Consider the following 24,336-nt stretch of genomic DNA (forward strand, 5'->3'; position numbering starts at 1 on the left):
AGTCAAGCAGGACACCCCGATCTTGCACCAGTATCCCCGCGCCCGGGGCGTCCCGGCGGCTGTGCGCGAGACTGGTCCGGTGCTGATCGCCGCGGACGCCCTGCCCGACCTGCCCATCCGCGCGGTCCTCCCGGAGGTCACCGCCGCCCTGGCCGCCGCGGGCGCCGCAGTGCTGGTGGCACCCCCGGGCACGGGCAAGACGACGCTGGTCCCGCTGGCCCTGGCCGGCGCCGCACCCACCGCCAAGGTGGTGGTGGCCGAGCCCCGCCGGGTCGCGGCCCGCGCCGCGGCCCGCCGGATGGCGTCCCTGCTCGGCGAGCAGGTCGGCGAGCAGGTGGGTTACACGGTGCGCGGTGACCGGCGCGTCTCGGCCCGGACCCGGGTCGAGGTCGTGACAACCGGTGTCCTGGTACGCCGTCTGCACCGCGACCCGGAACTGGCCGGCACGGCGGTGGTGATCCTCGACGAGTGCCACGAACGCCACCTGGACTCCGACCTGGCGCTGGCCTTCCTCATCGAGGTCCGCGCGGCCCTGCGCCCCGACCTGCACGTCCTGGCCACGTCGGCGACCGCCGAGTCGCAGCGCCTGGCCGAGGTGCTGGGCGACGCACCCGTCGTGCAGGCCGAGGCCGCGCTGTACCCCGTCGAGGTGCATTGGTCGCCGCCACCGCAGCCGATCACCCCGCCGCACGGCCTGCGCGTGGACCCGAAACTCCTCGACCACGTGGCCACGACGATCCGCCGGGCCCTGGCCGAGGGCGACGGCGACGTCCTGGCGTTCCTGCCGGGAGCCCGCGAGATCGAGACGGTCGCGTCCAGGCTCCGCGGCATCGACGCCGACATCGTCCCCCTGCACGGCCGGCAGTCCGGCTCCACTCAGGACGCCGCGCTGCGCCCCAGCCCCGTACGCCGCGTCGTGCTGGCCACCGCGGTCGCGGAGAGCAGCCTGACGGTTCCCGGCGTACGCGCCGTGGTCGACGCGGGCCTGAGCCGCGTCCCCCGGATGGACCACAGCCGCGGCCTGGGCGCCCTGGTCACGGTGCCGGTCTCGCGCGCGTCGGCGACCCAGCGGGCCGGCCGGGCCGGCCGCGAGGCCCCCGGCCGGGTCTACCGCTGCTGGTCCCAGGCCCAGCACGACCGCCTGCCGGCCCAACCGGAACCGGAGATCGCCGCCGCCGACCTGACGGGATTCGCCCTGAACCTGGCGGAATGGGGCCACCCCGACGGCACCGGCCTGAACCTCCCGGACCCCCCACCGTCCGGCGCGATGCAGGTGGCCACGGCCACCCTGCGAGCCCTCGGCGCCACGGACGTCGACGGCCGGATCACACCCCGGGGCCGCGCCCTGGCCGACGCGGGCCTGCACCCCCGCCTGGCCCGAGCCCTCCTGGACGGCGCCACCACAATCGGCCCCCGCCGAGCCGCCGAAGTGGTCGCCCTCCTGGACGCCGACCGCACAGCCGACGACCTGGCCACCGCCTGGCGCCGAGCCCGCACCGACCGAGACCCGGCCTGGCGCACCGAAGTCCGCCGCCTGACCTCAGCAATCCCCGCACCAACCACCGCCACCGGCAACGACGTCGCGGCCGGCAGCAGCGCCGGCATTCGCGATGGCGGCGGCGGTAGCGCCGGCAGCCGAGGCAACGGCGGAGGCGGCAGCCGCGGCGGCGACGGGGACGGCGGCCGGGAGTGGCTGCCAGATGACTTAGCTGCGGGACTGATCGTCGGGCTGGCGTACCCGGAAAGGGTGGCCAAGGCCCGCGAGCCCGGCGGCCGCGCGTACCTGATGGCCGGCGGAACCGCCGCCGACCTCACCGCCGGCAGCAACCTGGCCGGCACGACCTGGCTGGCGATCGCCGACGCGGACCGAGCCCCCGGCGCCCGCACCGCCCGCATCCGCAGCGCCGCCCCCCTCGACGAAGCAACGGCCCGCGAAGCGGCCTCAACCCTGCTGGAATCCAGCACGGAAATCGGCTGGCTGAACGGCGACGTGGTGGCCCGCCGCACAGAACGCCTGGGCGCGATAACCCTGGTGGAACGCCGCATCGACAAGCCAGACCCGGCCCGCCTGCAGGCCGCCCTCCTCGACGGCCTCCGCCGCGAAGGCCTCACCCTGCTCACCTGGTCCCGAACAGCCAAAGAACTCCGCGACCGCCTGGCCTTCGCCCACACCGCCCTGGGCCCACCATGGCCGCCCGTGGACGACGAATCCCTCCTGAAAAACCTGGAGGACTGGCTCCCTGTGGGCCAGTCCCGCCGCCGCGCCGACCTCGCCAAGATCGACACAGCAGGAGCCCTCCGCCGCCTCCTCCCCTGGTCGATAGCAGGCCGCCTCGACGACATAGCCCCGGAACGCCTACCCGTCCCAAGCGGCTCAAAGGTCAGAATCGACTACACCGACCCCTCAGCCCCGGTCCTGGCGGTAAAGGTCCAAGAAGCATTCGGCTGGCGCGAAGCCCCCCGCCTGGCCGACGGCCGCATCCCGATCCTGCTGCACCTGCTCTCCCCAGCCGGCCGCCCGGTAGCAGTAACCCGAGACCTCGCATCCTTCTGGTCAACGGGCTACCCCCAGGTGCGAGCAGAACTCCGAGGCCGCTACCCCCGCCACCCCTGGCCGGAAGACCCGACAACAGCCCCACCAACCCGCCGTCTGAACCCCCGAGCCCGCTAGAAGACCCAAAAGCGCGCCCACAACAGGGCTTGGGGGGCGGGGATGGCCCACGCAGATATCAAGCTTGACGGGCTGCGTGGGCCATCCCCGCCCCCCAAGCCCCACCATGCAACCAGCAGAAACTAAGACGCCAGATGCGACGAAGGAACGGTCGCCGTAAGCAGATGAACGGGCCCGGGCTGACCGAACAGATACCCCTGCCCGAAATGACACCCAAGAGCGGCAAGAGCATGAGCACGAGCAGGCGTCTCGATCCCCTCAGCCACGACAGCGATCCCGAGCTCAGCGCAAATAGCCAAGACGGAACGGCACAGAGCCCCGGCCCGCTCCGGCGACACGTCCACATCGGTCAGGGTCGAGTCCAGCTTCACGATGTCCACCGGCAGTGAGTGCAACTGCGCCAGCGCGTTGTAGCCGCTGCCGAAGTCGTCCAGGGCCACCCGTACCCCGCGCCGGCGCAGCCGCTCCGCGACCTCGATCGCGCGGGGCATGTCCGGGATGCGGCGGGTTTCGGTGATCTCCACGACCAGCCGGGACGGCCGTACGTTGTGCCGTTCCAGCGCCTGGGCCACCGCCTCCTCCAGCCCGTGCTGCCCCAGCCGGGCCGCCGAGACGTTGACGTGCACGTCGATCGGCCGGCCGTACGTGTTCGCCAGCCCGGCCGCGTCCGCGCAGGCCCGGTCCAGCACGAAGTCGTCGATCGCCGCGACCAGTCCGGTGCGTTCCGCGACCGTCACGAACACGTCCGGGTCGACCGGCCCGGCCACCGGGTCGGTCCAGCGGGCCAGGGCTTCCACCGCGACGATCGCGCCGTCGGTGAGCCGGACGATCGGCTGGTAGTAAACCTCGAAGCCGGCCGCCGCCGGGGCGCCGGACAGGGCCCGGGCCAGCAGGTGCGGCAGGTCCGCGTTGGGTCCGCCGTCCGCGCCGCCGGAGTAGCGGGCGAGGGCGTTCTTGCCGCGGCGTTTGCTGACGTACATCGCCGCGTCCGCCCGGCGCAGCAGCGTGTCCGCGGAGAGCTCCAGGTCGCCCGGCTCGGGCACGACCAGGCCGAGGCTGGCGCTGATGCCGACCGTGTGGCCGTCGATGACGAACGGTTCGCGCAGGGCCGCCAGGATGCGGTGGCCGGCCGGTTCGGCGTCGGCGGCGCGGTGGTCGAGCAGCACCGCGAACTCGTCGCCGCCGAGGCGGGCCACCAGGGCGCCGGGGCCGACCGCGGCGACCAGCCGGTCGCCGATCGCGCGCAGCAGCCGGTCGCCCATGGCGTGGCCGAAGCTGTCGTTGATGAGCTTGAAGTCGTCGAGGTCGGCGAAGAGCAACGCCACCGGTACGCCGCGGTGCCGGTACGCGTCGAGGGCCAGCACCAGCCGCTCGCGGAACAGCGCCCGGTTGGCCAGGCCGGTCAGCGAATCGTGGTACGCCTGGTGGTGCAGTCGTTGCTGCCCTTCGGAGACGCGGGCGAGCAGCACCGTGTTGTCGACGATGGTGAACATCTGCCGGGCCACCACCAGCCCCAGGCCGAGCCAGCCGAGGTACGCCTCGTACGAGGTGAGCTGCCCACCGGTCCCCGTGCGCACCGCGATGACCACGCCGGTGGCGACCACCGGCACGTACGGCAGCAGCAGGTGCAGCCATTCCGCCTCGGCGTGATCGTCGAGGCTGGGGTCGGCCAGCCCGGGGTTGCTGATCGCCGCGAGGGCGAGCAGGGCCGGACCGAGCAGGTGGCCGGCCGACTCGACCGGGGTGAGCACGCCGCTGCTCAGCTGGAGCAGCCGCAGCGTGTCGGAGACGCCCAGCGCCAGCATGGCCAGTGCGGTGAGCCGCAGCGGCACCCGCGCCGCCCGGGAGGCCGGCCGGGTGGCCAGCAGCAGCATGACCATCACCGCGATCAGCAGGTCGGCGATCGGGTACGCCGCCGCGAAGCCCACCACCCACGGGCTCTCCCCCACCTCGTGGAAGATCCGCCGGGGCACCGCCGACCAGACCAGCGCGAGCAGCGAGCCGGCGATCAGGACGCTGTCGATGACCAGCACGATCCGGTCCCGGCGCAGTGATGCCTGCACCGGCCGGGGCAGGGCCATCGAGCCCGCGACCAGGGCCAGGACGGTGAAGACGGGCAGGAGCAGGACGCCGATGTCGGCCACGTCGGCCGCGACGGCCCGGGTCGGCTCGAGCACGTCGCTGACGGTCCACCAGAGGCGGACGGCCGCGAAGCCGGCGAGGCCGGTGCCGAGCAGGATCCGCCAGCGGCGCCGGTGACCGGACCTGTCCCGCCCGGCGGCGAAACAGACCACGGCGGCGAGCACCCCGGCCGCGCACTGGGCGGCGTCGGTGAAGAGTCGCTGGCCGGCTCCGGCGGGCACGGCGTACGTGCCGATCGCCGTGACGGCGGCGACGAGCGCCAGCGTCACGGCTGACTGTGCCGACAGCCGTCCCGTCGTCATCACCACCCGCAGCAGAGCCGCGGCTGGCCGTCCCGCGACCGGAGTAAGGTACCGCAGCCCCGGGCCGTTGCGGGAAGCCCGCGGTTCCCCGGGATCACGCCGCTCAGTCGACGGCGACCAGATCGGCGACAATCACCGTGATGTTGTCCGGGCCGCCGCCCTGCAGAGCCAGATCGAGCAGCCGTTCGGCGCAGCTCTGCGGGGCGTCGCAGTCGAGCAGCTCGGCCTCGATCCGCTCGGCCGTGACCACGGTGGTGAGGCCGTCGCTGCACAGCAGCCAGCGGTCGCCCGGCTCGGGCTCGACGATCACGTACGACGGGCTGACCGGCTCGCCCTGCAGCGCCTGGGTGACGACCGCGCGGCGCGGGTGGCTGCCCGCCTCCTCCGGCCGGATCAGGCCCTGGTCGACCAGCATCTGCACGTACGTGTCGTCCTTGGTGAGCTGGTTGAGCCGGCCGTCGCGCAGCAGGTAGGCCCGGGAGTCGCCGACGTGGGCGAGGGCGGCCCGGTCGCCGGAGAAGATCACGGCGGTCAGCGTGGTGCCCATGCCCTGCAGGGCGGCGTCGGTGGCGACGGTCTCGGCGATCCGGCCGTTGGCCACCTCGAGCGCCTTGTGCAGCGCGTCCATCTGGCCGTCGTTGTCGATCGGCACGTCGAGGGAGGTCATCGCCTCGACGGCGAGGCGGCTCGCGACGTCGCCGGCGGCCATGCCGCCCATTCCGTCCGCGACGACGAGGAGCCGGTCACCGGCGTAGTAAGCGTCCTGGTTGTTGCTCCGGACGTGGCCTCTATCGGTGACGGCCGCCCACCGCAGGTGCAAGGTCATGGCGTGCAGCCTGCCAGGTCCGGTCCAACCTGTCTGCACGTGGTCGGCGGCGCGTCGCGACAAGCCGTGCGTACCCGTGCAAAACCGGAGGTCATCGCGGCCGGCCGAGGCAGCGCGGGTCGACCTCGGTGACCTGCCGGGTCGGTGCGACCCATTCGAGCGCGGACTCGTCGATCGGCCAGCCGCGTACCGTGATCCGGCTGTTCTGGGTCCGGATCGGCTCCGGGCAGAGGGTCTTGGACCGCACCTCGTCGTTGGGGATGAAGCGCACGTCACCGCCGCGCTGCAGGATCGTGGTGGCCGTGTCGTCGACGGTGATCAGCTGGCCGCGCACCACCTCGACCGCGGCACCCCGGGACCCGACCTCCACGGCGCTGTTGGGCAGCACCGGCGCGCGCAGGAAGACCACGCCGATCACGAACGGGGCGACGATCATCGCGCCGACGGCCGGCCAGTGCGTGGCGAGCCGGGCGGCGCGGGGCGGGAGCGGCCCGGTGAGCAGCCAGCCGAGCAGCGACGGGGCGATCAGCAGCGCGGCCGTGCCGTACTCGCCGGCGGCCAGCGACATCCGGATGCCCGGGCGGACCCAGAGCAGGATCAGCAGGCCGAGCACGATCGGGATCACCAGGGTGACCACGGTCAGCATCCGGCGCTCGCCGGGGTAGCGCTGCACCGCGGTCAGCGCCAGGATGACGGCGACCAGCATGAGCAGGGTGGGCAGCAGGCGCAGCTGCCAGGTGAAGCCGGCCAGCGCCACCGCGACCGCCACCACCCAGTCCGGCATGCGCAGGGCGGTGAGCGCCAGCACCGAGCGCCGGGCGGCCTCCTCCTGGTCCGGTGAGCTGACCAGCAGCAGGCCGCCGAGGGCCCGCAGCACCAGCACGACCGCCGGGACGGTCCAGATCAGCGTGATGATCAGCGCGCTGATCATGCCGAGCGGGCTGATGTACTGCACCAGCAGCAGCATCGTCGGCAGGTCCTGCCGGCTCAGGTACCAGAGCCGGAGCACGAGCAGCACCAGCGGGAACGCGGGCAGCGCGGTGAGCACCCAGTTGAGCTGGTTGCGGCGCACCCGGCGGGCCGGGCGGGCGAACGGCGTCACGGTCACGGGACCGCCTCCTCCCAGGGCAGCTCGCGGACCCGGGGCCGGGCGGTGACCGGCTGCCCCGGCCGGGACAGCGGCACGAGCTGACCGTCGGTCGCCTTGTTTTTCGCCGTCTCGGGCAGGATGTTGTTCTGGTACGCCTGCTCCCAGCGCGCGTCCTTCGGGTCCTTGAAGGACCGGTAGAGCGTGATGTTGACGAGGTCGCGCAGGGCCGCGTTGGCGCCGACGCTCACGCCCCACGCCTCGGTCTTGTCCAGCCCCAGGTCCCAGTGGTCGTACTTGTCCGGGTCGCGGGCCTTGTAGCCGCCGAGGATGGCCGCGTCGGTGGTGACCGCGTCGACCTCCTCGTGGTCCAGCAGCTCGAAGCACTCGGAGACGCGGTTGCGCCGCACCAGCTTGGCGTCGGACTCGTCCGCGGTCTTCGCGCTGGTGGAGCTGGACAGCGAGCAGACGTCCTTGTCCTTGAACTCCTCCAGGCTGGCGACCTTGTCATGACCTTTGAGGGTGATCACCGACTGCTCGGTGTGCAGGTACGACTGCGTGAACATGACGTTGGGCTCGCGCTCGCGGTCCGCGGTGATGCTGTAGCTGGCGATCACCATCTTGACCGGCACCGGTTTGCCGTCCAGATCGGTGGCCTCCATCCGGGCCCGGTCCTCGCTCTCGATGCCGTAGAAGCGCACCTCGTCGCGGCGGAAACCCAGGTCCTCGGCGATCATGTACGCGATGTCGATGTCGAAGCCGCGCCAGACGCCGTCCACAGGGTTCCGCTCGGCGATGCCGGGCTGATCGTCCTTGACCGCGATGGGCAGCGTCTGCCACTCGTCGACGCCGGCGGTGCGCCGCAGGTCCTCGATCGAGGGCGGGCCGATGTGGAAGAGCCGCACCCAGGAGAACGCCAGCACCAGAATGATGATCACGCCGACCGCCGCCAGCCGCCACGGGGCCAGCGAGCCGCCCCAGGTACGCACCACCCGATCGGGCCGGGCGAAGGCGGGCGGGAAGTCGGTCTGGGTGAAGGTGCGCCGCAGACCGCTCATCGCCCGCTGGGCGCGGGCCGAGCGCGGGCGGCGCGGCTCGGGCACCCGCCGGTGCACGACCACTTTGCGGACCTGCGCCCCGGCGTTCTCGTCGTCCATCGTCGACACAGCTCCCCCCGTTCCCGTACCGGAGCGACCATGGTGCCGGACCAATGTCACGGAACGGGGTCGGGTCCCCGGCCCGACACCGGCTCGCCCACCCCGCCCGCCCGGCGAGGATGGCATAGCGATCACCGGTTCGGGGTATGCGCGCCCCATGAGGATCGCTGCGACCCTGACGGCAGCCGCCGTCGCCGCGGCCGTGGCGGTGCGTGTCGCGCACTCCCGGGACCGCCGCTTCCTGCACCCCGACGGCCGTTCCTTCACCGGGGACCTGGAGGTCTGGGGGACGCTGGAGCCGACCGGTGCGGAGCTGTTCGACCGCCCGGGCCGGCACCCGGTCACCCTGCGGATCTCCAAGGGCATCGGCACCCGGCCCGGCCGCGCCGACATCCTCGGGGTCGCGGTACGGGTACACGGGCCCGTCGCGGGACGGCGGCACGACCTGCTCTTCTCCACCGCCGGCCGGGGCCGGGTGCTGCGGCACGTGCCGGTGCCCCGGGGCAGCTTCGACACCGTGTACGGCTCGATCCTGCCGTACCGGACCGGCTCGGGGCGCACGTTCCACCTCGGTGTGCAGGCCGACCCGGACGCTGGCCCGCTCGGCCGTACCCTCGAATCCGTGGTCGCCGCGGCCCGGCACGACGGCGGGGTCCTGCTGCTCGCGGTGGCCGACGGCAGCGCCGTCGAGGTCGTCGGCCGGTTGCGCTTCGGCGCGGAGCTGGCCACGAAGCAGGACGCGGAGCTCGCGTTCGACCCGGTCCGTAATGTCCCGGCGGACCTGCACCCGGTCGGTCTGGTGCACGGCAGCCGGGCGCTGGCCTACCGGCTGAGCCAGCGCTGGCGCGGCGCCCGGCCGGCCACGCCGAACCCGGCGGCCGTCGTGCGGACGAACCTGCACCGCTGACCACCGGGTCCCGGCTCAGCGGAAGGCGACCACCACGGCGGTCTCCGCCGGAAGCTCGACGCGGTCGCGTTGCAGCACCACGCCCTGCTCGGTGGCCAGCAGCACGCTGCGCGGCACCGCCCGCAGGCTGATCGTCTGCGGCACCGGAGCCAGGTTCGCGGCCACCGCGCAGTTCCCGCGGCGCATCACCACGTACTGATCGCCGTGCCAGACCTCGACCTTGTCCAGGCGCGGGTCGGACAAGTCGGCACGGCTGCGCCGCAGCGCGATCAGCTGACGGTGCAGCTGGAGGATCTCGGCGTGGCCCGGCTTCTCCCGCTCGTCCCAGTTCAGCTTGGAACGCTCGAACGTGGCCGGGTCCTGCGGATCGGGCACCTCGGCCTCGGCCCAGCCGTGCGAGGCGAACTCGCGGCGCCGGCCGTTCTGCACGGCCGCGGCCAGCTCCGGCTCCGGGTGGCTGGTGAAGAACTGCCACGGGTTGCCGGCCGCCCACTCCTCGCCCATGAACAGCATCGGGGTGAACGGCGAGGTGAACAGCAGCGTGGCGCCGATCTTGAGCCGGCCCGGCGACAGGGTGGCGGACAGCCGGTCACCGATCGCCCGGTTGCCGATCTGGTCGTGGTTCTGCAGGTACGCCACGAACCGGTGCCCCGGGATCCGGGCGCGGTCGACCGGGCGGCCGTGCCGGCGGTGGCGGAAGCTGGACCAGGTGCCGGCGTGGAAGAAGGCGCCGGTCAGCACGGTCTCCAGGCTCTCCAGCGAGCCGAAGTCGCCGTAGTAGCCCTGCCGCTCGCCGGTCAGCAACGCGTGCAGCACGTGGTGCACGTCGTCGTCCCACTGGCCCTGCAGGCCGTAGCCGTTGGCCTCGCGCGGGGTGATCAGCTTCGGGTCGTTGAGGTCCGACTCGGCGATCAGCGACAGCGGCCGGTTGAGGTGGGTGGACAGGCTCTCCACCTCGATCGCCATCTGCTCCAGCAGGTGTACGGCGTTGTGGTCGGCCAGCGCATGCACCGCGTCGAGCCGCAACCCGTCGACGTGGTAGTCCCGCAGCCAGCCGAGCACGTTGTCGATGATGTAGCGGCGGACCTCCTCCGACAGCGGGCCGTCGAGGTTGACCGAGTCGCCCCACGGGTTGCTGCCGGCGGCGCTGAGGTACGGCGCGAACATCGGGGCGTACGCGCCGCTGGGCCCGAAGTGGTTGTAGACCACGTCCAGGAACACGCCGATGCCCTTGCGGTGGGCGGCGTCCACGAAACGCTTGAGCCCGTCCGGGCCGCCGTACGCCTCGTGCGGGGCGTACCAGCAGACGCCGTCGTAGCCCCAGTTGTACTCGCCGTTGAAGGAGTTGACCGGCAGCAGCTCGACCAGGTCGATGCCCAGCTCGACGAGGTGGTCCAGCCGCTCGATGGCCGCGTCGAAGGTGCCCTGCGGGGTGAACGTGCCGACGTGCAGCTCGTAGAGGACCGAGCCCGGGAGCTGGCGACCGGTCCAGGAACCGTCCGTCCACGGGAAGGCCGAGTGGTCGTACACGCGGCTGGGGCCGTGCACGCCCTCGGGCTGCCACGCCGAGCGCGGGTCGGGCAGCCCACCGTCGTGGTCCGGCAGCACGTACGCGTAGTCGGTCCCCGGCCCGGCCTCGGGCACGTCGAGGCGCCACCAGCCGTCGTCGCCGCGTTCCATGTCACGGTCCGTTCCGTCGATCCGCAGCCGGACGGTCTTCTCGGGAACCCAGACTTCGAAGAGCGTCATTACTCTTTCACCAGCAGTGCGACGGGATAGGTGTGCAGCAGATCGGCCACCGCCAGGCGGTTACCGCCGTAACTGGTATTCGTGAAGACTTCCGTCCAGGTGTGGCCGTCAAGTGTCAGCGTGGTGTCGTGCCAGCCGCCGTGGCGTGACAATCCGACCGGCAGCCGGGTCGCGACCGCCACCACGCCGCCGCGGTCGAAGGCGAGCACGTGGTCGGACCCCCGGCCCTCGGCGAAGACGGGCCGGTAGCCGGTGAACAGCTCCGGCCGCTGCCGGCGCAACCGCAGCGTACGAGTGGTCACCAGCAGCTTCGCCGCACCGGTCTCGTCGATCGGCGGCTGCCAGCCGTCGTCGAGGCGGCCCAGGAGCTCACGGCGCTGGCCGAAGTCGACCGGCCGCCGGTTGTCCGGGTCGACCAGCGAGAAGTCCCACAGCTCGGTGCCCTGGTAGGTGTCGGGCACGCCGGGCATGGCCAGCTGGACCAGCTTCTGGCCGAGCGAGTTGGACCAGCCCGGCGCGGTGATCGACGCGGCGAAGTCACCGATCTCGGTGTGCAGGGCCGGGTCGTCGTAGATCTTGTCGACCATCTCGCGCAGCGCGGTCTCGAACCGGGCGTCCGGGTGCTGCCAGGTGGTCGAGACGGCGCCCTCACGGGCGGCCTTGAGCGCGTACGCCTGGAGCCGTTCCCGTTCGATCGGCCAGGCACCGACCGCGGCCTGCCAGACCAGGTGGGCCAGCGCCGGATCGCTCAGCGGGGCCGCGCGCACCCAGCGGCGCACCACCTCGGTCCAGTCCCCGGGCAGCTCGCTGAGCACGGCGAGCCGGGCCCGGACGTCCTCGCTGCGCTTGGTGTCGTGGGTGGAGAGGGTGGTCATCGTCTCGGGCCAGCGGCGCTGCCGCTCGTCGGCGTACTCGTGGAACTCGTCCGGGTGGACGCCGAACTTGGCCGGGTCGTTGCCGACCTCGTTGCGGGCGGTGAACCGGGTCCACCGGTAGAACGCGGTGTCCTCGACGCCCTTGGCCATGACCGCGCCGGTGTACTGCTGGAACCGCGCGGCCAGCTCGTCGTCGGCGCGCCGCAGCCGGGCGGTGAGCTGGTCCAGGGCCGGGATCAGGGCGGGGCGCCGCCGGCCCGCCTCGGACCGCGCCTTGGCCAGGTGCCGGGTGCCGAACGGCAGGTAGGACCGGTAGACCGGGAAGCAGGCGGCCAGTTCGGCCAGCGCGCGCGGGGCGGCCTCGATCTCCGGCACCAGCCGGCACATCCGGGCCAGTTCGGCGGCCAGCAGCGTGGTCGCGGCCTGGAGCTTGGTCTCGTGCACCAGGTCCTGCCAGCTGCGCTCGCCGCCGGTCAGGTGGTGGTCGAGGGTGTCGAAGAACGCCTCCGTGCCCGGGTCGACGAAGACGCCGCAGATCTCGGAGAGCGCGTCGTAGCCCGTCGTGCCGGCCACCGGCCAGTCCGGGAGCTGCTCGCCGGGCTCGAGGATCTTCTCGACCGTGAGCCAGGCGTCCGGTGCGCGCTCGTGCAGCCGCTGCAGGTAGTCCCCCGGGTCGCGCAGGCCGTCCGGGTGGTCGACCCGGATGCCCTGCACGGCGCCCTCGTCGTACCAGCGTAGGATCTCGCGGTGGGTGGCCTCGAACACCTCGGGGTCCTCGACCCGCAGGCCGGCCAGGTCGACGATGGCGAAGAACCGGCGGTAGTTCAGCTCCGAGTCGCCGCGGGTCCAGTTGACCAGCTCGTAGTGCTGCCGGTCGTGCACCTCGCGCGCGGTGCCCCCGCCGGTGCCGTCGGCGATCGGGTAGCGCTTGTCGTAGTAGTGGAGCTCGTCGCCCTCGACCTTCAGCTCGTCCAGCGCGGCCGGGTCGTCGGCCAGGACCGGCAGCAGCAGCCGGCCGCGGGACCAGTCGATGTCGTAGAACTTCGCGTACGCGGACTGCTCGCCGTGCTTGAGCACGTCCCACCAGGTCGGGTTGGCGGACGGGACGCCCACGCCGGCGTGGTTGGGCACGATATCGATCACCAGGCCCAGGCCGGCGCCGTCCAGGGCGGCCTTGAGCGCCAGCCGGCCCTCCTCGCCGCCGAGCGCGGGGTTGACCTGGCTGTGGTCCACGACGTCGTAGCCGTGCTCGGAGCCGGGCGTGGCAGTCAGCAGCGGCGCGGTGTAGAGGTGGCTGACGCCGAGGTCAGCCAGGTATTCGGCCAGCTCAGCGGTGGACTTCAGGGGGAATTCGGGGCGCACTTGGACGCGATAAGTACCAGAGGGGAAGCCTTCAGTCCGGTTAAGGGCGGCGGTGGGGTGGTCGGATGAGGGCAATTTAAACCGTCCTGTCCAAGACGATGAGCGAGCGGTCCGGCACGAGGATGGAGGAGCCCGCCTCGACGACCGAGGGCCGGTCCGGCGACGGCTCGGCGGTCTCGATGACCTTCTCCCACTTCTCGCCGTACTCCGTGGGGGGCGTGTGGAACTCGATGGGCGCGTCGTGGGCGTTGAAGAAGAGCAGGAAGGAGCTGTCCACGTGGCGCTGGCCGTACTGGCCGCGCTCGCGGATGCCCTCACCGTTGACGAACAGCGCCACCGCGCGCCCGAAGTCGTTGCCCCAGTCGTCGCCGGCCATCTGTCGGCCGTCCGGGGTGAACCACTCCAGGTCCGGCAGCGGGTCGCCGCCGCCGCGCGCGGTCACCGGCAGGCCGGTGAAGAACCGGCGGCGCTGGAAGACCTGGTGGCGGTGCCGGAACGCGGTCAGCTTGCGGGTGAACTCCAGCAGCGTCTCGTCGGCGTTGTCCCAGTCGATCCAGCTGATCTCGTTGTCCTGGCAGTACGCGTTGTTGTTGCCCTGCTGGGTGCGGCCCAGCTCGTCGCCGTGCGAGATCATCGGCACGCCCTGGCTGAGCATCAGCGTGGCCAGGAAGTTGCGCCGCTGCTTGGCCCGCAGCTGCAGCACCTGCTTGTCGTCGGTCGGGCCCTCGGTGCCGCAGTTCCAGGACCGGTTGTGGCTCTCGCCGTCGCGGTTCTCCTCGTTGTTGGCCTCGTTGTGCTTGTCGTTGTACGAGACCAGGTCGTTGAGGGTGAAGCCGTCGTGCGCGGTCACGAAGTTGATCGAGTGGAACGGCTTGCGGCCGTCGTCCTGGTAGAGGTCGGCCGAGCCGGTGATGCGGCTGGCGAACTCGGCCAGGGTGGCCGGCTCACCGCGCCAGAAGTCGCGCACGGTGTCGCGGTACTTGCCGTTCCACTCGGTCCAGTTCGGCGGGAAGTTGCCGACCTGGTAGCCGCCCGGGCCGACGTCCCAGGGCTCGGCGATGAGCTTGACCTGCCCGACCACCGGGTCCTGCTGGACCACCTCGAAGAAGGTGGAGAGCCGGTCCACGTCGTAGAACTCGCGGGCCAGGGTGGAGGCGAGGTCGAAGCGGAAACCGTCGACGTGCATCTCGGTCACCCAGTACCGCAGCGAGTCCATGATCAGCTGGAGGCTCTGCGGGCTGCGCACGTTGAGGCTGTTACCCGTACCCGTGTAGTCCATGTAGAAATTGGGCTGATCGTCGACCAGACGGTAGTAGGTCCGGTTGTCGATGCCCTTGAGGCTCAGCGTCGGCCCGAGGTGGTTGCCCTCCGCCGTGTGGTTGTAGACCACGTCGAGGATGACTTCCATCCCGGCCATGTGCAGCGCCTTGACCATGGCCCGGAACTCGCTGGTCTGCTGGCCGAGCGAGCCCATGGCCGAATACCCGTGGTACGGCGCGAAGAACCCGAGCGTGTTGTAACCCCAGTAGTTGCGCAGCCCCAGGTCGGCCAGCCGGTTGTCGTGCACGAACTGGTGCACCGGCATCAGCTCGACAGCGGTCACTCCGAGCTGCTTGAGGTGCTCGATGATCGCCGGGTGGCCCAGGGCGGCGTACGTGCCGCGCATGTCCTTGGGGACCTCGGGGTGCCGCTCGGTCAGGCCCTTGACGTGCGTCTCGTAGATCACCGAGTGGTGGTACGGGATGTCCGGGCGCCGGTCGTTGCCCCAGTCGAAGTACGGGTTGACCACGACACCCTTGGCCATGTGCGGCGCCGAGTCGAGGTCCGACATCTCGTCCGGGTTGTCGAAGTCGTAGGCGTACAGCGAGGGATGCCACGCGATGTCGGCGTCGACCGCCCGCGCGTACGGGTCCAGCAGCAGCTTGTGCGGGTTGCACCGCAGACCGCGCGACGGGTCGTACGGGCCGTAGACCCGGTAGCCGTAGCGCTGGCCGGGCTCGACCCCGGGCAGATAGGCGTGCCAGACGAAGGCGTCCTGCTCGTGCAGCTGTACCTTCCGCTCGTTGCCCGACGGATCGAACAGGCACAGCTCCACCGCCTCGGCGACCTCCGAGAAGATCGCGAAGTTGGTGCCCGTGCCGTCGTACGTCGCGCCCAGTGGATACCGGTGACCCGGCCACACCTGCATGTGCTGCTCCCACCCTCGACCGTCGGTGCCCTGCGGCCGCGAGGGCCTCACCGCTGGGCGGGCCCGTGTCTTCCCCGCCCGGGCGAAGCTCAATCCTGCGCGGCCGTGTCAGCGGTCATTCTCACCGATGGGGCTGCCGGCGTCCCGGCGACTGTCCGGTTACCCACTGAGACTTCCCCCTTTCGCTGAGTACATGCCACGAAATGGGTGGTTTAACGTGATCCACAATGAGCATTGAGCCGGTCGTGCCACTGAGTGAGCTTCCCGCATGACGATGCCGATCATTCTCGGACCGCAGACCTGTGGTTCGCTCGCGGCGGACGGCGGGGCCGAGCATGAGTGGCTGGTCACCGACGGACTGGGCGGTTTCGCCTCGGGCACCGCGTCCGGCCTGCGCACCCGCCGCTATCACGCGCTGCTGACAGTGGCCGATCCGGTGACCGCCGTACGCCGGGTCGGGCTGGTGGCGCTCGACCTGACGCTCACCCTGCCGTCCGGGGCGCACGTACCGCTCTACACCCACGAGTGGCAGTCCGGCGCGATCGCCCCGCAGGGCTACCGCCTCCTCGAGACCTTCTCACTCGTGGACGGGCTACCGCGCTGGCGCTGGCGGGTCGTCGACATCGTGATCGAGCGGGAACTCGCCATGGCCCACGGGTCACCGTCGCTGGCCGTCGTGCACCGGGTGGTCAGCGCCCCGGAGCCGGTCGGGCTGGCTGTGGCCGCCATGTGCACGTGGCGCGACGCGCACGGCGAACGCCACGCCGACGGTCCGGCTCTGCGCACCACGCAGCTCAGTGACGGGGTGCTGGTCGAGGACGCGTACCGGCTGGCCGAGATCGTCGAGCACGGCGTGACCGGGGTGCGCTTCGCCCCGCAGGACCCGGCATCGCTGGCCGAATCGGTGGGATCCGTCCTGGCCGACCGCGACTACGCCCGCCGCCTGGCCCGGCGCGGCCGGCGCCGGGTCCGCGAGGACTTCGCGTGGCCGGCGATCGCGGCCGACACGGTGGCGGTCTACGCGGCGGCCGGCGCCGACGGCAAGGTCACCCGGGCGGCCGAGGACGTGCTGGCCACTTCCCGAAAAATGTCACAGGGGTACGGCACCATGCTGGCATGAGTGCACCGGCCATCGAGACCTCGGAGCTCGTCAAGACCTTCGGGGACAACCGCGCGGTCGACGGCGTCGACCTGACGGTGCCGGCCGGCACCGTCTACGGCCTGCTGGGCCCCAACGGAGCAGGCAAGACCACGGTGGTGCGCATGCTCGCCACCCTGCTGAGACCCGACGGTGGCAGCGCCCGGGTGTTCGGCAACGACATCGTGTCCGAGGCCGACGCCGTCCGGGCCCGGGTCAGCCTCACCGGTCAGTACGCCTCGGTCGACGAGGACCTGACCGGCACGGAAAACCTCGTCCTGCTGGCCCGCCTGCTCGGTCACTCCCGGCCCCGGGCCCGCGAGCGCGCCGCGCAGCTGCTGGAGGCGTTCGGCCTGACCGACGCCGCCGACCGACAGGTGAAGAAGTATTCCGGCGGCATGCGCCGCCGGCTGGACATCGGCGCGAGCATCCTCAACACGCCGGACCTGCTGTTCCTCGACGAGCCGACGACGGGCCTCGACCCGCGCAGCCGCAACCAGGTCTGGGACATCATCCGGGTGGTGGTCGCCAACGGCACCACGGTTCTGCTGACCACGCAATATCTCGACGAGGCCGACCGGCTGGCCGGCCGGATCGCGGTGATCGACCACGGCCGGGTCATCGCCGAGGGCACGCCGGGCGAGCTGAAGTCCTCGGTCGGCGCGGGCACGATCCACGTCCGGATCCGCGACGCCGCGCAGCGCGGTGCCGCCGAGCGCGTCCTGGCCACCACCCTGGAAACAGCGGTCGAGCTGGACGCCGACCCGGTGGCCCTGACCGCGCGGGCGGAGGGCTCCGAGCAGGGCGCCGCCGAGCGAGCCGCCCGGGCGCTGGCTGCCTTGGCCGCCGCCGGGATCGTGGTCGACGACTTCGCCCTCGGCCAGCCCAGCCTCGACGAAGTGTTCCTGGCCCTCACCGACCGGCCGGCCGAGCAGCCGCAGGAGGTCACGGCATGAGCACCACGACCAGCACCCCGGAAGCGCCCACCGCCTACACCCCGTCCGCCGAGACCCTGGCAGCGGTGCTGACCCGCGGCGAACGCCCCCAGCGCCCGAGCGCCCTGTCGGCGTCCCTGACCTTCGGCTGGCGCGCGATCCTGAAGATCAAGCACGTCCCCGAGCAGCTCTTCGACGTCACCGCGTTCCCGATCATCATGACGCTGATGTTCACGTACCTGTTCGGCGGCGCGCTGGCCGGCTCCACCCGCGACTACCTGCAGTTCTTCCTCCCCGGCATCATGGTCACCAGCGTCGTGATGATCACCATGTACACCGGCGTGGGCCTGAACACCGACATCGAGAAAGGCGTCTTCGACCGCTTCCGCACCCTCCCGGTCTGGCGCCCCGCCGCCCTGGTCGGCATGATCTTCGGCGACGTCCTCCGCTACATCCTGGCGGCCACCGTCATCATGTGCGTGGGCCTGGCCCTGGGCTTCCGCCCCGCCGGCGGCGTGATGGGCGTGGTCTCAGCGATCGCCCTCCTGGTGATCTTCTCCTTCGCCTTCTCCTGGGTCTGGACGATGTTCGGCCTCCTGCTGCGCTCAGAAAAGTCGGTGATGGGCGTCAGCATGCTGGTCCTGATGCCCCTGACCTTCCTGAGCAACGTCTTCGTGGACCCGCGCACAATGCCGGGCTGGCTGCAGGCCTTCGTCGAGATCAACCCGATCAGCCACCTGGTGACGGGCGTCCGCTCCATGATGGCCGGCAACTGGAACATGCCCGAGATCACCTGGACCCTCCTAGCCAGCGCGGCCTTCGTGCTGGTCTTCGGCACGCTGACGATGCGCCTCTACAACCGCCGCTGAACTGTCGGGCCTTCCGGGTCCCGCCCGGTCGGATCGGCTTATCCGCAGCGCGCGGCCGTTGGGGTCAGGAGCGTCTTGGTCGCAGCTTGGACTGCAATTGGCTCGGCTTTCGCATTGGCTGGGCAGCGGACCAAGTCACCACAGCGCGCCGCATCGGGCCAGCCCGGCTTGCGCCGGGCCATGCGGGCCGGGCCACGCCAGCCGGGCCACGCCAGCCGGGCCACCCCAGCCGGGCCACGCCGGCCAGCCCGGCTTGGCCTGAGTCACGCGGACTGGGCCACCCCAGCCGGGCCACCCCAGCCGGGCCACGTCGGCCAGCCCGGCTTGGCCTGGGCCACGCGGGCTGGGCCACGCCAGCCGGGCCACGCCAGCCGGGCCACGCCGGCCGGGCCACGCCGGCCGGGCCACGCGGGCCGAGCCACGCGGGCCGAGCCACGCCGTGTGGCCAGGCCACTGCGCGCCAGGCCACGCGGGCCAGACCACGCCGTATGGCCAGGCCGCTCCGCGCCAGGCAATGCTGAGCCAGGCCAGGCCAGGCCAGACCAGGCCGCCCGTCGGGACCGCGCGGCCCCAAGCCAAGCCACACCGAGACAGCCTCACCGAGGCATTCAGGCCACGCCAGTCAGAGCAACCCGCGGCGCGGCGCCAGAAAACGCCGCCGCGCGGCGCCGGGCCACACCGAGCCGACCGGGCCGCGCAAAGGCGCGTGCTCGATCTTCAGACTTCACCGACTTCCCGCGCGGATGCCCTCCGCGCCGCGACCCGACCTCGTCGCCAGAGCCGGGCGACCACGCACCGACGCGGGATCAGGCCGTGAAGGAGTGGACGAACGCAAGCCCCGCCTTCATCGACACCCGCATCGGTTCAGCAGTTCGCAGAGTCTGACTGAGGACGCTGCCTCCCTGAAGCGCCGTCAGCAAAGCCATCGACAGCTCGTCGAGATCAGCCTCCGGCCGCAACTCACCCCGTTCGCGCATCGCTTGCAAGCCGTCGTGCAGCAGGGACTGCCAGCGCTGGAAGGCGTTGCACAGGTCTTCGCGGGTCGCTTCGTCGGTCGGGCCCAGCTCCCCCGCCAGCGACGTCAGCGTGCATTCGCCCCGCCCGCTGTTGTGCTCCTGGTGTTCGATCGCGGCATCGGCCCAGGCCCGCAGCGCGTCGAAGCTGTCCAGCGCCCCCATGATCGGCTGGCCGGGGGTCAGGGGCGCTTCGGCCTGGCGGGTGATGACCGCCCTGATCAGGGCCTGCTTGCTGTCGAAGTAGTGGTACAGCTGCGACCCGCTGATGCCGGCCGCCTTCCGTACGTCCTCCGTGCTCGTGCCGGCCACGCCGTGCTGGGCGATCAGCTCGGTCGCCGCTTCGAGGATGCGTTCCCTGGTCGCCTGCCCTTTGCGGGTCAATGTCACACGCCCAGCCTAACGGACTGGGTTGCGCAACCCAAAAAGCCCGGGTAGGAATGGGTTCACCAACCCAGAACGGAGTCACATGTCTGGTCTAAAAGGAAAAACAGCCCTGGTGACCGGGGCCACGGCGGGCATCGGCCGGGCCGTCGCGGTGCGGCTCGCGGAGAACGGGGCTGAGGTCGTGGTGCACGGCCGGGACGCACAGCGCGGGGCTGAGCTGGTGTCAGCCATCGCCGAGCGGGGCGGCCGGGCACGGTTCGTCGCCGCCGACCTTTCCGCTGCCGGGGACGTCGAGCGGCTGGCGGCCGAGGCCGGTGAAGTGGACATCCTGGTCAACAACGCCGGGGTGTACGAGTTCACCTCCACCCCCGGCACCAGCGCGGACAGCTTCGACCGGCACCTGGCGGTCAACACCCGGGCGCCGTTCCAGCTGGTCGGGGCGTTGGTTCCGGGCATGGTCAAGCGGGGGCAGGGCGCGATCGTCAACATCAGCTCGACCGCCGCCACCTCGGTCGCACCGGTCGGGGCGGCCTACGGTGCGTCGAAGGCCGCGCTGGAGACGTTGACCCGCTACTGGGCCACCGAGTTCGGCGGCGCCGGCATCCGGGTCAACGGGGTCTCCTCCGGGCCCGTGCGCACCCCGGGTACGGCACCCCTGCTGGCCGCCTACCCGGACGCGATGGATCAGCTGACCGCGCGCGGCCGGATCGGCGATCCGGAGGAGATCGCGGATGTCGTGCTGTTCCTGGTCGGGCCGCGCAGCAGCTACGTCAACGGGACCGTGGTGGCTGTCCACGGTGGAGAGCGCAGCCTGCTGCCCGGCTGACGACCATGACCCGTCAGGCGGTCTGGCTCAGCACGTCGTTGAAGATCTTCTGAACGACCGCCTTCTGCGCCGGCGGGGCGAACGCCCCCACCCCCACCTGCCACGCCCCGCCGGAGGTCGTGAAGAAGTGGCTCATGTCGAGGGTGTACCGCCCCTTGGCGTCCTTCGGCGTCTCCACGTACCAGGTGCTCTCGTCGTACGCCCGGCTCTTCGCGCCCGGATCGAACCACTCCGTGGTGAGCCGCTCCCGCTCCGCCGGTCCGCAGGGTGCCGGGCACGGCCGCAGCATGATCTGCACCCGTTGTCCGCTTCCCGGGTTGCCCTCGTCGATGCACACCCGGGCCTGCGCCTCCGGGAGGCTGACCCGGCCGGCCACGCACCCCCAGGTGCCGGGCGTGCGGAACGCGAACGGCCACCCGTTGAACGCCATCGTGTACGTGTCGTCCCCGGCGGCGTAGGCCGGACCGATCAGCTTGCGGTCCGGCGCGGACCGCAAGGTGGGCTTGCTCGACGGGACCGCCTCCGTCGCGCCCGGAGCAAGTTCCGTCGGCCGGGCCGGGATCGGCGAAACGGCGGTGGGTCGCGCCACCGGGGTGTCGGATTCCGCGTTGTCGAGCAGCGCCGCCACGCCGAGGCCGCCGCACACGCACAGCAGCAGGACCAGCGGAACCACCACCAGCGCGATCGCCGCCGGCAGGCCGCGGTACTTCTGCGGCGCCGGTCCGATCGCGCCGTCGAGCAGGGCGATCGCCGGTGCGCGGTACTCCACCTCGGCCACCTGGCCGGGATGGACCGGCACCACCGTGTCGGCGGTGCCGATCCGCGACGGCAGCAGGTACGGCACGTGCATGTGGACGTGGTGCTGACCGGGCGGCACCGGCACGACGGTCCGCCCCCAGCGGGCAGTGACCGGCTGGCCGTTGATCGCCAGGTACGGCTTGAACAGGCCCAGCATGAAGGTCAGCCACGAGTAGCGGGCCGTCACGGCAATGGCGGTCGAGCCCTGGTACCCGGGCGGTGGCGGAGGAGACGGCGCGCCCCATGAGGGCTGCGGCGGGTCGTACACGGCGGTCCTTTCCGATCAAGGACTGCGAAGCATACGGCTGCGGTCAGCCGGTCCTGCCACGGGAGTAGACCGACAGATTCGTGTACGCCGCCGCGTACAACGGCGCGTCCACGCCCAGCCGCTCCGCGTGGGCGACCAGGTCTCCCACGATCGCGTCGGCTTCGACCGGCCGGCCCGCCTGCATGTCGCGGTACATCGACGAGGTCGTCGGGACTTTGCGGGCGTTGGTGATGCTGCCGCGCAGGAACGTCAATGCCTGCTCGCGCGGCGGGTGGCCCGCTGCCGTCACGATGGCGACCGCTTCAGCGATCACCCGGTCGGTGAAGGCCGGGCCGCCCGGCGCCGCCAGCACCTCGCTCACCGGGCTGCGCATCAGCGTCGTCACCACCCCGAGGCTGGCCAGGAACAGCCACTTCTCCCACATCTGCTGGGTGACCGTGGTCGTGCCCTCGGAGTCGAACTCCGCCCCCGACAGCGCTTCGGTCACCGCGGGCAGGCGCGGGTCCGGGCCGCCGTCCAGCGGGCCGTACGCGAGCCTCTGCAACCCGGTGAGCTGCACCACGTCACCCTCGTCGGTCAGCGTGCCGGCGATCATGCACACGCCGCCGTACACGTGGCCGGATCCGAACGCCGAGATCAGCGCGTCGATGTGCCGCATGCCGTTGAGCAGCGGGACGATCACCGTCTCCGGTCCCACCGCCGGTTTCAGGTCGTTCAGGGCCCCGTCCAGGCCGTAGCTCTTCACCGCGAGCACGATCAGGTCGTACGGGCCGTCGATCTCCCCCGCCGTGACCGTCCTGACCGGGATGGTGCTGTCCCCGGCCGGGGAGTGGATCCGCAGGCCGCGCTCGGCCAGCGTGGCCGCGCGGGCCGGGCGGACCAGGAACGTGATGTCCCGGCCCGCCTCGGCCAGCCGGCCGCCGAAGTAGCCACCGGTCGCGCCGGCCCCGACGAAGAGGGTCCTCATCGGGGCTCAGGCGCCGAGCACGTCGTCAACGAAGCACCACTTCCAGTTCTCGCCCGGCTCGTAGGAGCGCATCACCGGGTGGCCATCCGTTTCGTAGTGGGCGGACATGTGCCGGCGCGGCGACGAGTCGCAGCAGGCCACGTAGCCGCAGTCCAGGCAGAGGCGCAGGTGCACCCAGTCGCGGTGGCCGTCGGCCACGCACTCGGGGCAACCGCCCTCGTACGGCGCCTGCGGTGTCGGTTCCCCGGCTTCCTTCAGGTGCTGGCAGGTCAATCGTCACTCCGGTTCAGCTGGGACTCTTCCAAATCGAGGTCGCGCTGGGCGCGGGTGAGCACCTCCTCGGAGATGCGCCCCTCGTTGCGGGCGATCTTGAAGACGTGGCGCTCAGCGGTAATCATCTCCCGACGCAGCCGACCGTACGCCGCCGACGGGGTCTCCTGCGTCTGACTGCCCAGCCGTTCCCAGGCGTTGTTGGCCCGGCTGTCGGTCAGCGCCCGCAGCCGGTCGACCACGGACCGGGGTGCGCCGTCGGCCGCGGCGTCCAGCCGTTCCAGCGCCGCGCGGCTCGCCGCGTGCTGCACCGCCGCCTCGGCCAGGGCGTCCTCGGCGGTGGTGTCCTCCTTGACGCCGAGCCGCCGGGCCAGCACCGGCAGGGTGGGTCCCTGGATCAGCAGGGTGAGCACGATGATCGCGAAGGCCACGAAGACGAACAGCTCACGCGGGTAGTCGGCGTTGGGCACGTCCTTGTTGAGCGGCAGGGTCAGCGCCGCGGCCAGGGTGACCACGCCGCGCATGCCGGCCCAGGCGATCACCGTGGGCACGCTCGGCGGCGGGCGTTCCTCCCGGGCCCGGACCCGGGGGATCAGCCTGGCCAGGTACGTGGCCGGATACATCCATGCGAACCGGACCAGCACCAGGGTCAGGAACACCGCGGCGGTGACCGTGACCGTGGTGGCCAGGTCGCGTTCGATCCGGCTGATCAGGTCGCGGATCTGCAGACCGACCAGCAGGAAGACCACACCTTCGAGCAGGAACGTGATCAGCCGCCAGACCGCGTCCATCTGCAGCCGCGAGGTCGCCGACAGCAGGTACGGGATCCGGTGGCCCAGGTAGAGCCCGGCCACGACGACCGCCACGATGCTGGAGGTGTGCAGCCGCTCGGCCACGATCACCACGACGAACGGGGTGAGCAGCGACACCGCGTCGTCGAGCAGCGAGTCCTCGATCCGCTTGTGCAGCCAGGCGGCGCCCATCGCGGCCGCGAAGCCGATGAGCACCCCGCCGCCCGCCTTGAGCGCGACCTCGCCGGCGATCTCCCAGAAGCCGACGGCCGAGCCGAGCAGCGCGCCGACCGAGATCCGCACGAGCACCAGCGCGGACGCGTCGTTGAGCAGGCTCTCGCCCTCGAGGATGGTGACCACCCGGCGGGGCAGGCCGATGCGGCGGGCGATCGCCGTCGCCGAGACCGCGTCGGGCGGCGCCACCACCGCCCCGAGCGCGATGCAGGCGGACAGCGGCACCTCGGGCAGCAGCGCGTGCACGACGAAGCCGACGGCGAACGCGGTCAGCACGACCAGCCCGACCGCGAGCAGCAGGATCGGGCGCAGGGCGCGGCGGAAGGCGACCACGTTGGTCTGCAGCGCGGCGACGTAGAGCAGGGGCGGCAGGATGCCGATCAGCACCAGCTCCGGCTCGATCTCCACCTCCGGCAGGCCGGGGACGAAGGACAGGCCGAGGCCCGCCACCAGCAGGACCAGGGGCGCGATGAAGCCGAGCCGCCGGGCGAGCGCCGCGCCGAGCACGGAGATCGCCACGAGCACGACCGTGTCGACGATGGGTTCCATGCCCGGAAGCTTAGAGAAGTCCGCC

At 71.8% G+C, this 24,336-nt stretch carries 18 protein-coding genes; 6 read left to right on the forward strand and 12 right to left on the reverse strand.

The features are described from left to right. The first annotated feature begins 85 nt into the window (after positions 1 to 85). The gene (locus ACQP2Y_RS34775; RefSeq protein WP_433732180.1) at positions 86 to 2,671 is read left to right on the forward strand and encodes an ATP-dependent RNA helicase; all 2,586 of its coding nucleotides are present in this window, start codon (positions 86 to 88) and stop codon (positions 2,669 to 2,671) included. A 122-nt stretch (positions 2,672 to 2,793) separates the two neighbouring features. On the opposite strand, the gene ACQP2Y_RS34780 is transcribed toward ACQP2Y_RS34775, so the two are convergent. The 4 genes from ACQP2Y_RS34780 to ACQP2Y_RS34795 all read right to left on the reverse strand — a co-directional run bounded on the left by ACQP2Y_RS34780 (position 2,794) and on the right by ACQP2Y_RS34795 (position 8,185). Beyond that, positions 2,794 to 5,082, reverse strand: a complete 2,289-nt coding sequence (locus ACQP2Y_RS34780) for a putative bifunctional diguanylate cyclase/phosphodiesterase (protein ID WP_433720200.1) — start codon at positions 5,080 to 5,082, stop codon at positions 2,794 to 2,796. Between the two features lie 136 nt (positions 5,083 to 5,218). Beyond that, positions 5,219 to 5,941, reverse strand: coding sequence for a PP2C family protein-serine/threonine phosphatase (locus tag ACQP2Y_RS34785; RefSeq protein WP_433720201.1), 723 nt, complete (start codon positions 5,939 to 5,941; stop codon positions 5,219 to 5,221). Between the two features lie 91 nt (positions 5,942 to 6,032). Next, entirely contained in the window at positions 6,033 to 7,049 is a 1,017-nt protein-coding gene (locus ACQP2Y_RS34790) for a hypothetical protein (RefSeq protein ID WP_433720202.1), read from the reverse strand. Continuing rightward, on the reverse strand, positions 7,046 to 8,185 hold the full coding sequence (locus tag ACQP2Y_RS34795) for a transporter substrate-binding domain-containing protein (protein ID WP_433720203.1): 1,140 nt from the start codon (positions 8,183 to 8,185) through the stop codon (positions 7,046 to 7,048). Before ACQP2Y_RS34795 ends, ACQP2Y_RS34790 begins: the two co-directional genes overlap by 4 nt. A 157-nt stretch (positions 8,186 to 8,342) precedes the next feature. Here ACQP2Y_RS34795 and ACQP2Y_RS34800 point away from each other — a divergent pair, with 157 nt between their 5' ends. After that, positions 8,343 to 9,092 carry a hypothetical protein gene (locus tag ACQP2Y_RS34800; RefSeq protein WP_433720205.1) on the forward strand — a complete coding sequence of 250 codons (750 nt, stop codon included), beginning with the start codon at positions 8,343 to 8,345 and terminating at the stop codon, positions 9,090 to 9,092. A 15-nt stretch (positions 9,093 to 9,107) separates the two neighbouring features. Here the strand turns inward: ACQP2Y_RS34800 and treZ are convergent, their stop codons facing one another. The 3 genes from treZ to glgX form a co-directional block, all read right to left on the reverse strand. Continuing rightward, on the reverse strand, positions 9,108 to 10,841 hold the full coding sequence (gene treZ, locus ACQP2Y_RS34805) for a malto-oligosyltrehalose trehalohydrolase (protein ID WP_433720206.1): 1,734 nt from the start codon (positions 10,839 to 10,841) through the stop codon (positions 9,108 to 9,110). Beyond that, complete coding sequence (treY, locus tag ACQP2Y_RS34810) at positions 10,841 to 13,078, reverse strand: malto-oligosyltrehalose synthase (protein ID WP_433720207.1); 2,238 nt, start codon at positions 13,076 to 13,078, stop codon at positions 10,841 to 10,843. Before treY ends, treZ begins: the two co-directional genes overlap by 1 nt. A 76-nt stretch (positions 13,079 to 13,154) precedes the next feature. Then, entirely contained in the window at positions 13,155 to 15,266 is a 2,112-nt protein-coding gene (glgX, locus tag ACQP2Y_RS34815) for a glycogen debranching protein GlgX (protein ID WP_433720208.1), read from the reverse strand. Between the two features lie 268 nt (positions 15,267 to 15,534). Here glgX and ACQP2Y_RS34820 point away from each other — a divergent pair, with 268 nt between their 5' ends. From ACQP2Y_RS34820 to ACQP2Y_RS34830, 3 genes are read left to right on the forward strand one after another with little or no spacing between them, the layout of a single operon-like run. Then, complete coding sequence (locus ACQP2Y_RS34820; RefSeq protein WP_433720209.1) at positions 15,535 to 16,386, forward strand: glycogen debranching enzyme N-terminal domain-containing protein; 852 nt, start codon at positions 15,535 to 15,537, stop codon at positions 16,384 to 16,386. Continuing rightward, on the forward strand, positions 16,383 to 17,360 hold the full coding sequence (locus tag ACQP2Y_RS34825) for an ATP-binding cassette domain-containing protein (RefSeq protein WP_433720210.1): 978 nt from the start codon (positions 16,383 to 16,385) through the stop codon (positions 17,358 to 17,360). Before ACQP2Y_RS34820 ends, ACQP2Y_RS34825 begins: the two co-directional genes overlap by 4 nt. After that, a complete protein-coding gene (locus tag ACQP2Y_RS34830) occupies positions 17,357 to 18,208 on the forward strand; it encodes an ABC transporter permease (protein ID WP_433720211.1) in 852 nt (283 codons plus the stop codon). Before ACQP2Y_RS34825 ends, ACQP2Y_RS34830 begins: the two co-directional genes overlap by 4 nt. 806 nt (positions 18,209 to 19,014) lie before the next feature. Here the strand turns inward: ACQP2Y_RS34830 and ACQP2Y_RS34835 are convergent. Further along, positions 19,015 to 19,611 carry a TetR/AcrR family transcriptional regulator gene (locus tag ACQP2Y_RS34835; protein WP_433720213.1) on the reverse strand — a complete coding sequence of 199 codons (597 nt, stop codon included), beginning with the start codon at positions 19,609 to 19,611 and terminating at the stop codon, positions 19,015 to 19,017. Positions 19,612 to 19,720: 109 nt separating this feature from the next. Between ACQP2Y_RS34835 and ACQP2Y_RS34840 the strand changes: the two genes are divergently transcribed. Beyond that, positions 19,721 to 20,434: an SDR family NAD(P)-dependent oxidoreductase gene (locus ACQP2Y_RS34840; protein ID WP_433720214.1), complete on the forward strand. Its 714-nt coding sequence runs from the start codon at positions 19,721 to 19,723 to the stop codon at positions 20,432 to 20,434. A gap of 13 nt (positions 20,435 to 20,447) precedes the next feature. Here ACQP2Y_RS34840 and ACQP2Y_RS34845 read toward each other — a convergent pair whose 3' ends face one another. From ACQP2Y_RS34845 to ACQP2Y_RS34860, 4 genes are all read right to left on the reverse strand, one after another. Beyond that, the gene (locus ACQP2Y_RS34845) at positions 20,448 to 21,419 is read right to left on the reverse strand and encodes a hypothetical protein (RefSeq protein ID WP_433720215.1); all 972 of its coding nucleotides are present in this window, start codon (positions 21,417 to 21,419) and stop codon (positions 20,448 to 20,450) included. A 124-nt stretch (positions 21,420 to 21,543) separates the two neighbouring features. Beyond that, the gene (locus tag ACQP2Y_RS34850; RefSeq protein ID WP_433720216.1) at positions 21,544 to 22,467 is read right to left on the reverse strand and encodes a ketopantoate reductase family protein; all 924 of its coding nucleotides are present in this window, start codon (positions 22,465 to 22,467) and stop codon (positions 21,544 to 21,546) included. A gap of 6 nt (positions 22,468 to 22,473) precedes the next feature. Then, positions 22,474 to 22,740: a UBP-type zinc finger domain-containing protein gene (locus ACQP2Y_RS34855; RefSeq protein ID WP_360822314.1), complete on the reverse strand. Its 267-nt coding sequence runs from the start codon at positions 22,738 to 22,740 to the stop codon at positions 22,474 to 22,476. Further along, a complete protein-coding gene (locus tag ACQP2Y_RS34860) occupies positions 22,737 to 24,311 on the reverse strand; it encodes a Na+/H+ antiporter (RefSeq protein ID WP_433720218.1) in 1,575 nt (524 codons plus the stop codon). The genes ACQP2Y_RS34855 and ACQP2Y_RS34860 overlap by 4 nt, the downstream gene beginning before the upstream one ends. Between the last annotated feature and the right edge of the window lie 25 nt (positions 24,312 to 24,336).

Origin of the sequence: Actinoplanes sp. CA-051413 (genome assembly GCF_050955795.1) — a bacterium.
Lineage (GTDB): Bacteria > Actinomycetota > Actinomycetes > Mycobacteriales > Micromonosporaceae > Actinoplanes.